Genomic DNA, 7,751 nt, shown 5'->3' on the forward strand with positions numbered 1-7,751 from the left:
GGGCGGCCAGGCCTTCGTGGGCGCGATCGGTTTTGGCGACCACCAGCAGGCCCGATGTGTCCTTGTCGATGCGGTGGACGATGCCCGGCCGCGCCACGCCGCCGATGCCCGAAAGCCGCCCGGCGCAATGGTGCAGCAGCGCATTGACCATGGTGCCATCGAAATTGCCGGCGGCCGGATGCACAACCAGCCCGGCCGGCTTGTCCACGATCAGCAGGTGATCGTCCTCGAACACGATGGTGAGCGGGATATCCTGCGCCACTGTTTCTGATGGGCGGGCTTCCGGCACATCGAGCACCAGGGCCTCGCCGCCCTTCATCTTGGTGGCCGGATCCCAGATCACGTCCGCGCCCCTGCTGACTCTGCCGCCCTGCACCAGATTCTTCAGCCGCTCGCGGCTGTACAAGTGCACCGTGTCCGCCAGCGCCTTGTCGAGACGCTGGCCGGCTGCCGTTGCCGGCAAGGTGATGTTTATCGACTTTTCGGCCCCCATGGCTTAGCGATGTTGGCATGAAGTTGCAGATATCAAGCGGGGATCGGCAGTTTTTGCTGGATGCCGCCGCCGCCGCCCCGGATGCTGAAGTGTGCGGGCTGTTGCTGGGGCAGCTGGGACGGGCGGAAACGCTGGTGCCGGCCCGCAACGTCGCGCGCGATCCGGCCCGCAGTTTCGAAATTGATCCGGCCACGCTGCTCGCTGCGCACCGTGATGCGCGCAGCGCCGGGCAGCGCGTGATCGGCCATTGGCACAGCCATCCCAATGGCCGGCCTGAGCCATCGGCGCGCGATGCTGCGCGTGCCAGCGAGAATGGCCAGATCTGGCTAATCGTTGCCGCTGGCGGCCTCACCGCGTGGGCGCCACATAGCCAGGGCGCTGGCCCGGCACAATTTCAGCCTGTCGCCATCGAGGTGGCATGATGGCCAGTGGCGGGGTGAAATGGTTTGATGGCAAGAAGGGTTACGGCTTCATCACGCCGGACCTTGGCCCGCGGGACGTGTTCGTGCATGTTTCGGCGGTGAATGCGGCCGGGCTGGCACGGCTGCAGCCAGGCGAACGACTAGATTTCGAACTGGCGCAGGACGGCGACGGCCGCCTGATCGCGCTGGGCCTGATGATGCGAGATGATGGCGCGAACGATGACGCAGACGGCGATGGGGCTGATGACGAGCCCGCCGAACCGGGGGTGGTGGAATGAGTGATATCAGTCATTGGGTGGTGCGGTGGCTGTGCCACGACATGGCAACGCCGATCGCCAGCGTGATGACGGCCAGTGAATTGCTGGACGATGACAAACCCGATGCCGAGATCAACGAACTGATCCAGTCGGGCGCGCAGCGGCTGGCCGGGCGGCTGCGGCTGGTGCGCCTTGCACTGGGCGCCGGCGAAAGCGCCATGGCCGGCGCGCCGCTGGGCAAGCTGGTGATGGCCGGGCTTGATGGCACCAGCGTGGAATGGGAATTTGTCGGCGATGCCACCGATGGCATGGCACCACTAGTTGCGGGCCGCGCCATGCTGGTGGCGGATCTGAATCGGATGCGCAGCCTGCGGGTGACGTTGGACGGCGTGGAGGTGGCGCAGGGCTGCAACTGGCCCGATTCGGTGGCGGCGGTGTTTGCTGGCGCCCCTGCCAGCGACAATCGCAGCGCCGTGGCCGGGATGATTTCGGACGCTGCTGCCCGCGCCGGCAAGACACTTTCCTGTGATGGCAAGGGCTTGCGCTGGGCTTGACCACGAGCGCAGCGCTCCATGCTGCATTGCAACATTTCCCACTTGAAAGCTGGCCGTGCCCAGCTTATGTTGCATTGCAGCAAAGTTGGAGATGCAGATGACCGCCAAAACCCCAGCGCCCAAGTCGAAGCCTGCCGCCAAGCGCGCGCCGGTCAGGACCGCAGCGCCGGCCAAGGCAGCGCCTGCTCCGAAGGCTCCAGCCGCGATCGTTGTTGCCCCGATCGTTGCTTCTCAGCCGGTAATGCCAGTGGTCGAAGTGGCGGTTCCCGTCGCAGCCGCGTCAAAACCTGTTGAGGCGGCACCAGTTGTGGCGGCACCTGCCGCTGCGCCAGCGCCGGTACGAATTGCCGCCATTACACCTTCCCCCGTTCTCGCACCAAAGGAGCCGATCATGGCCGCCACGTTTGAAAATGCCCAAGACGCCGTTCGCAACACCGCCAGCAAGCTCAACGCCCAGGCCGAAACCGCCATGAGCAATGGCAAGGCCGCGATGGAGCAGGTGACTGCAAAGTCGAAGGAAGCCGTCGAATCCGGCATGAAGAGCATGGACGAGATGGCCGAAATGACCCGCGCCAACGTTGATGCGCTGATGGTTTCGGCCAAGGCTGCCACTGCTGGCGTCGAGCAGGTGATGGCGCATCTGACCGAAGCGTCGAAGAAATCGTTCGAAGGCACGTCGGCCATGGTGAAGACCCTGGCCGCTGCCAAGACCCCGAACGAACTGATGCAACTGCAGAGCGATTTCGCCAAAACCCAGTTCGACGAAGCCGTCGCGCAGTACAGCAAGATGACCGAAATGATGGTCAAGCTGGCCGGTGAAGTGATGGAACCGATGCAGAACCAGATGGCTCTTGCCACTGACAAGCTGAAGTCGGCCTGGACCGCCAAGTAAACGCCTGGCCCTTGACAGGGCCTCGCCCGACCGGGCTGGCGTAATGGAATGGGGCGAGCGGCCAACAGGCGGCTCGCCCCATTTGCGTTTCCATTTCGGGGGGATGCCCCTTTTTTCGCGGCGCGATCTTGCTATATAGAGGCTATTCGATTCCCTTTTTCCCCGGGTTAACCTTGATGCTGTCTGGCCTTGATCCGCGCATGATTGACGAAGAGCGTGACGCCGGTGAGGCGGGGGGCGGTGGCGGCCGCACCGGCGTGAGCCTTGCCGCAAAGCCGGAAACCAAAACAGCCAAGCCGGCGCTGTACAGAGTGCTGATGCTCAATGACGATTATACGCCGATGGAGTTTGTCGTCCTCACCCTGCAACGCTTTTTCAAGATGACCATCGAGGACGCTACGCAGGTGATGTTGCACGTGCATCAGCGCGGCGTGGGCGTGTGCGGCATTTTCACGTATGAAGTGGCCGAGACCAAGGTAAACCAGGTCATGGATTTTGCCCGCCAGCACCAGCACCCGCTACAGTGCACGATGGAAAAGGAATGACTGGGTCAAAGGAATAAGCTGCGACCACGCGGCCCCTGCCCTTTCCTCCGCCGCTGCCTCATGGATTGGGTATGAACCTGCTCCCCAGTTTCCAGTCTGGCCTGAACGCGCTGATCGTCGGTGCCACCGGCGGTATCGGCGCCGCATTTGCCGATCTGCTTGATGCCGATCCCGCCGTCGCCAGCGTCACGCGCTGGAGCCGCAGCATCGGTGTTGACCTAACGGATGCAGCCAGCATCACTGCTGCCACCGCTGCCCTCACTACCGCGCCCGATCTGGTGTTCATCGCCACCGGCGTGCTGCACGGCGCCGGGTTGAGCCCGGAAAAGGCCAACAGCCAGCTTTCCGCCGAAGCGCTGGCAACAGCTTTTGCCGTCAACACCATCGGCCCGGCGTTGGTGGCGCGGGCGCTGCTGCCGTTGATGCCCAAGGGCCGCAAGACCGTACTGGCCGCTTTATCCGCCCGCGTCGGCTCCATCAGCGACAATCGGCTGGGCGGCTGGCACAGCTACCGTGCCTCGAAAGCGGCGCTCAACCAACTGCTGCACACCATGGCCATCGAGCAAGTGCGGCGAAATCCCGATCAGGTAGTGCTGGCCCTGCACCCCGGCACCGTTGACAGCGGCCTGTCAAAACCCTTCCAGTCCGGCGTGAAAACGCTGTTTACCCCCGACGAAAGCGCCCGCCACCTGCTGCGTGTGATCGACACCGCCACGCCGGCGCAATCGGGCCTGCTGATCGATTGGCAGGGCGCCGTCATTCCATTCTGATATGGCTGCCGGGACAGATGGGCATCTGGCAACCGGCTTGAACATCCCCATATCCCCGCCAACTTAATCCAGCGGAGACCTGAAATGCCCACATATCTGCACCGCAAATCCGAAGATCGTGGCCGCGCCGATCATGGCTGGTTGAAGGCCACGCACAGTTTTTCGTTTGGCCAGTATCACGACCCCAATGTCATGGGGTTCCGTGCCCTGCGCGTAATCAACGAAGACAGGATTGCTGGCGGCGGCGGTTTCCCCACCCATGCCCACGACAATATGGAGATCGTCACCTACATATTGGATGGCGCGCTGGAACACCGCGACAGCATCGGTAGCGGCGCGGTGATCCGCCCCGGCGAGGCCCAGCGCATGAGCGCCGGCTTCGGCATCCGCCACAGCGAGTATAACGCCAGCGCCAGCGCCGAAGTGCACCTGCTGCAGATCTGGTTACTGCCCAACGAACGCGGCATCGCGCCCGGCTATGAGCAGAAGACGCTGCCCACCGTTACCGATGGCGAATCGCGGCTGGACGTGATCGCAGCGCCGGATGCGCCCGAAAGCGCCGTTACCATCCACAGCGACGCCAGCATCAGCCGCGTCGTGCTGGCACCAGGCGGCACGCTCACCGCCCCGGTCACCCGCGGCCATGCCTGGGTGCAGGTTGCGCGCGGCGCGCTAGTAGTGAACGGCCATGCCCTGAAACAGGGCGACGGGCTGGCCGTGAAGGATGTGTCCGTGCTGGCGCTGGCGTCGGACGAAGGCGCTGAAGTGCTGGTGTTCGATCTGGCTTAACCGGCTTTCACGTCAGACCAGGCCGCCAGCGCCCGCGCGCGGGCGGCCTCGTGCCTCACCACAGGTTGCGGATAATCGCGCCCCAGCTTCACACCGGCACGGATCAGCGCGGCGCCGGCGTCCCACGGCGCGTGGATCAGATCGCCTTGCAGCTTGGCCAGTTCCGGCACCCAGCGGCGGATATAGTCGCCGGCGCCGAACTTGGCGCTTTGCCCCACCGGCGCAAAAATGCGGTTGAACGGGGAGCTATCGACGCCCGATCCCATCACCCACTGCCAGCCCTGGGAATTGCTGCCGTAATCAGCGTCGACGAGGCAATCCCAAAACCAGCGCGCGCCGTGCCGCCAGTCGATCAACTGGTGCTTGACCAGGAAACTGGCGGTAATCATGCGCACGCGGTTGTGCATCCAGCCGGTGGCCCACAATTGCCGCATGCCGGCATCGACGATGGGATAACCGGTCTGCCCGTGCTGCCAGGCGTGAAGGCCGGCGGGATCGTCGATGAAGGGGAAACGCGCGAAAGTCTCGCGGTTGGGGGCGTCGCCGTGATCGGGGAATTGATCGACGATGTTGGCGGAAAAATCGCGCCAACCCAGCTCGCGCAGATAGGGTTCGGCAACTGTTTCACCCACCGCATCGGCGATACCGTGCCACGCAGCATTGGGAGAAATTTCGCCCAGCGCGAGGTGGGGCGACAGACGCGAGGTGCCTTCCACCGACGGCAGGTTGCGCGCCGCATCATAGCGCGCGGCACGGCAGGCGAATTCGGCAATGCGCGCTGCTGCTCCGGCTTCACCCGGCTGCCAATCGGCAAAGCCGCCCGACCAGTCCGGCGCGGTGGGCAGCAGGCCCCACGCGCCCAGATCATCGCTGGCAATGTGCGCCGTATCGGCCCAGCGCATATCGGGAACGGGACGCGGGTGCGGCGGCGGCATCTGGTCCAGCAGTTTCTTCCACCACGGCGTGAAAATCCGGTAACGCCCACCACTGCCGCTGAGCACGCTGGCCGGCACTGCCAGCGTGACGCCCATGTGGGCGGTCAGTTCGCCAGCCTCGTCCAACTGGTGCAGCGCCCACGGCTCGTGATGGATCAGCGTGTGCACGTCCGCTTGCAATTGCGCGGCCAACACCTGCACGATCGGCCCGGCGCGGCCCCGGCGCAGGATCAGCCGGCCGCCGCGCGCCGCGATGTCGCAGCCCAGGCTGGCGAGGCTGTGATGCAGCCACCAGCGCTGCGCTGCGCCAGTGCGCCAATGGCCCGGTGTTTCATCATCGAGAATGAACAACACCGCCACCGGGCCGCGCGCCGCCGCCGCGATCAGGGCGGCATGATCGGCAAGGCGCAAATCGTTGCGGAACCAGACAAGCTGGGTGGTCATCAAAAGGGCCTCTCGACAATCTGGAGCATCAGCCGCTAGACCCATCGGCTCCAATAGTCACCGGGACGCAACACCATGCCGCAATTGGCCTATGTCAACGGGCGCATCCAGCCGCTGGCGCAGGCCAGCCTGCATGTCGAGGATCGTGGGACACAGTTCGGCGATGCCATCTACGAAGTGTGCGCCGTATTGAACGGGCGCATACTGGACTGGCAGCCGCACTTGGTACGCCTGCGCCGCAATCTGGGTGAACTGGGCATCACGCTGGGTGTTGCCGATGGCCCGCTCACGTTGCAGGCACGGCGGCTGATCGAGCGCAACGGCCATACGGAATGCATCATCTACATGCAGATCAGCCGCGGCACCGCCAAGCGGGATCATGCGTTTCCAAGTGATGCTCCGGCGAACTTGGTAATGACAGTGCGGCGCTTCGATTTTGCGCAGCGCATCAAGCAATTAGCCACCGGCATCGCCGTGATTACCCAGCCCGACAACCGCTGGGGCCGGGTGGATATCAAGACGACCGGCCTGCTGGCCAACGTGCTGGCCAAGCAGGCCGCCAAGGAGGCCGGCGCGTTCGAGGCATGGCTGGTAAGCGGCGAGACGGTGCGCGAGGGCAGCAGCACCAACGCCTGGATCGTGAAGGACGGCCGCATCATCACCCACCCCACCGGTACCGCCATCCTGCCCGGCATTGCCCGCGACAGCCTGATCCGCCTGGCCCAAGGCGCGCAGCTGATGGTGGAGGAACGCCCGTTCACGCTGGCCGAAGCGATGCATGCAGACGAAGCCTTCCTCTCCTCCACCACCGCGCCCATACTGCCGGTGGTGCGCATCGACGGGCAGGCGGTGGGCAGCGGCACCCCCGGCCCGGTGACGGCGCGGTTGGCCGAGCTGACCTGGAACGAAGTGGCCCGCCAGACGGGCTGGCGGGCCTGAGGTTCGACAACAGAGCGGATGGATCAGTCTTGCATCGGCGCGGCCGGCGGGCGGGATTCACCGCGGCGTTCGCGCATGCGTTCGCGCCAGCCATCCATGCGGGCATGCATCCGCGTTTTCATGACACGGCTGTCGGTGGCGAAGGCCTTGCGGTCTTCAGGGCTGAGCTTCTGAAAGGCGGCCAGCATCGCAGCCTGGCGCTGCTGGCGGCTGGCGTCGGATAGCGCGCGTTCCTCGTCCATGGCGCGCTTGATGGCGCCGGCATCGAAACGCTCGGCTTCAAGCGCAGCAAGCATCCTGCCGCGCGCGGCTTCCACCTTCTTGCGGTCGTCGCGGCGATTGCCGCCGGTTACCATGGCTTCGCGCATGATCTGGCGGCCCGCCTCGCTCAGTGATGGGAACATGCGCATGTGGCCGCCGGCACCGTGCCCATGGTGGCGGCCGGCGTGAGGCCCAACGCCGGGAGAACCGCCGGGAGAAACGCCGGGAATAGCGGCAGGCGAGGCAGGCGCGGGCGGCGCGGATTGGGCGAAAGCGGGGACGGTGATCAGGGGGGCAGCGATCAACGCAGCCAGCAACAGCTTGCGGATCATATCAGGTCTTCCTCGGCAGCCGTCGGCGTGAACACCATGGCAAAGGCGGCATCCGCCTCGCCTTCTGCGGCCTCGGCCGACGGCGAGACAGCAGCAATTTCGGTTTTGGTGGCGGTAA

The 7,751-nt window shown here is 65.0% G+C and carries 11 protein-coding genes; 8 read left to right on the top strand and 3 right to left on the bottom strand.

Annotated features, from left to right (window positions below; genetic code table 11):
* Positions 1-493, bottom strand: a 493-nt coding sequence (locus ACESL8_RS03810; RefSeq protein ID WP_372916132.1) for a pseudouridine synthase, incomplete at its 3' end; no start/stop codon positions are given.
* Positions 494-510: 17 nt separating this feature from the next.
* Here ACESL8_RS03810 and ACESL8_RS03815 point away from each other — a divergent pair.
* The 7 genes from ACESL8_RS03815 to ACESL8_RS03845 all read left to right on the top strand — a co-directional run bounded on the left by ACESL8_RS03815 (position 511) and on the right by ACESL8_RS03845 (position 4,722).
* The gene (locus ACESL8_RS03815; RefSeq protein ID WP_372916134.1) at positions 511-915 is read left to right on the top strand and encodes a M67 family metallopeptidase; all 405 of its coding nucleotides are present in this window, start codon (positions 511-513) and stop codon (positions 913-915) included.
* On the top strand, positions 912-1,193 hold the full coding sequence (locus tag ACESL8_RS03820) for a cold-shock protein (protein ID WP_372916136.1): 282 nt from the start codon (positions 912-914) through the stop codon (positions 1,191-1,193). Before ACESL8_RS03815 ends, ACESL8_RS03820 begins: the two co-directional genes overlap by 4 nt.
* Positions 1,190-1,726 (top strand): hypothetical protein, encoded by a 537-nt coding sequence (locus tag ACESL8_RS03825; protein WP_372916138.1) that lies wholly within the window; start codon positions 1,190-1,192, stop codon positions 1,724-1,726. Before ACESL8_RS03820 ends, ACESL8_RS03825 begins: the two co-directional genes overlap by 4 nt.
* Before the next feature lie 391 nt (positions 1,727-2,117).
* Complete coding sequence (locus ACESL8_RS03830; RefSeq protein WP_372916140.1) at positions 2,118-2,618, top strand: phasin family protein; 501 nt, start codon at positions 2,118-2,120, stop codon at positions 2,616-2,618.
* 176 nt (positions 2,619-2,794) lie between these two features.
* On the top strand, positions 2,795-3,163 hold the full coding sequence (clpS, locus tag ACESL8_RS03835) for an ATP-dependent Clp protease adapter ClpS (RefSeq protein ID WP_372916142.1): 369 nt from the start codon (positions 2,795-2,797) through the stop codon (positions 3,161-3,163).
* A 71-nt stretch (positions 3,164-3,234) separates the two neighbouring features.
* Positions 3,235-3,933 (top strand): SDR family NAD(P)-dependent oxidoreductase, encoded by a 699-nt coding sequence (locus tag ACESL8_RS03840; protein ID WP_372916144.1) that lies wholly within the window; start codon positions 3,235-3,237, stop codon positions 3,931-3,933.
* An 84-nt stretch (positions 3,934-4,017) separates the two neighbouring features.
* Positions 4,018-4,722, top strand: a complete 705-nt coding sequence (locus ACESL8_RS03845) for a pirin family protein (protein ID WP_372916146.1) — start codon at positions 4,018-4,020, stop codon at positions 4,720-4,722.
* Here ACESL8_RS03845 and ACESL8_RS03850 read toward each other — a convergent pair.
* Positions 4,719-6,101, bottom strand: a complete 1,383-nt coding sequence (locus ACESL8_RS03850; RefSeq protein ID WP_372916148.1) for a deoxyribodipyrimidine photo-lyase — start codon at positions 6,099-6,101, stop codon at positions 4,719-4,721. The genes ACESL8_RS03845 and ACESL8_RS03850 overlap by 4 nt on opposite strands.
* Positions 6,102-6,176: 75 nt before the next feature.
* On the opposite strand from ACESL8_RS03850, the gene ACESL8_RS03855 reads away from it, so the two are divergent.
* Positions 6,177-7,040: a D-amino-acid transaminase gene (locus ACESL8_RS03855; protein WP_372916150.1), complete on the top strand. Its 864-nt coding sequence runs from the start codon at positions 6,177-6,179 to the stop codon at positions 7,038-7,040.
* A gap of 23 nt (positions 7,041-7,063) precedes the next feature.
* Here the strand turns inward: ACESL8_RS03855 and ACESL8_RS03860 are convergent, their stop codons facing one another.
* Positions 7,064-7,633 (bottom strand): periplasmic heavy metal sensor, encoded by a 570-nt coding sequence (locus ACESL8_RS03860; RefSeq protein WP_372916152.1) that lies wholly within the window; start codon positions 7,631-7,633, stop codon positions 7,064-7,066.
* Between the last annotated feature and the right edge of the window lie 118 nt (positions 7,634-7,751).

Origin of the sequence: Sandarakinorhabdus sp. (genome assembly GCF_041689835.1) — a bacterium.
Classification (GTDB): domain Bacteria; phylum Pseudomonadota; class Alphaproteobacteria; order Sphingomonadales; family Sphingomonadaceae; genus Sandarakinorhabdus.

What these genes read in the sequence shown, in the direction of transcription:
- ACESL8_RS03815 (WP_372916134.1), top strand. Translation starts at nt 511, where the DNA reads ATGAAGTTGCAGATATCAAGCGGGGATCGGCAGTTTTTGCTGGATGCC.
- ACESL8_RS03820 (WP_372916136.1), top strand. Translation starts at nt 912, where the DNA reads ATGATGGCCAGTGGCGGGGTGAAATGGTTTGATGGCAAGAAGGGTTAC.
- ACESL8_RS03825 (WP_372916138.1), top strand. Translation starts at nt 1,190, where the DNA reads ATGAGTGATATCAGTCATTGGGTGGTGCGGTGGCTGTGCCACGACATG.
- ACESL8_RS03830 (WP_372916140.1), top strand. Translation starts at nt 2,118, where the DNA reads ATGGCCGCCACGTTTGAAAATGCCCAAGACGCCGTTCGCAACACCGCC.
- clpS (WP_372916142.1), top strand. Translation starts at nt 2,795, where the DNA reads ATGCTGTCTGGCCTTGATCCGCGCATGATTGACGAAGAGCGTGACGCC.
- ACESL8_RS03840 (WP_372916144.1), top strand. Translation starts at nt 3,235, where the DNA reads ATGAACCTGCTCCCCAGTTTCCAGTCTGGCCTGAACGCGCTGATCGTC.
- ACESL8_RS03845 (WP_372916146.1), top strand. Translation starts at nt 4,018, where the DNA reads ATGCCCACATATCTGCACCGCAAATCCGAAGATCGTGGCCGCGCCGAT.
- ACESL8_RS03850 (WP_372916148.1), bottom strand. Translation starts at nt 6,101, where the DNA reads ATGACCACCCAGCTTGTCTGGTTCCGCAACGATTTGCGCCTTGCCGAT.
- ACESL8_RS03855 (WP_372916150.1), top strand. Translation starts at nt 6,177, where the DNA reads ATGCCGCAATTGGCCTATGTCAACGGGCGCATCCAGCCGCTGGCGCAG.
- ACESL8_RS03860 (WP_372916152.1), bottom strand. Translation starts at nt 7,633, where the DNA reads ATGATCCGCAAGCTGTTGCTGGCTGCGTTGATCGCTGCCCCCCTGATC.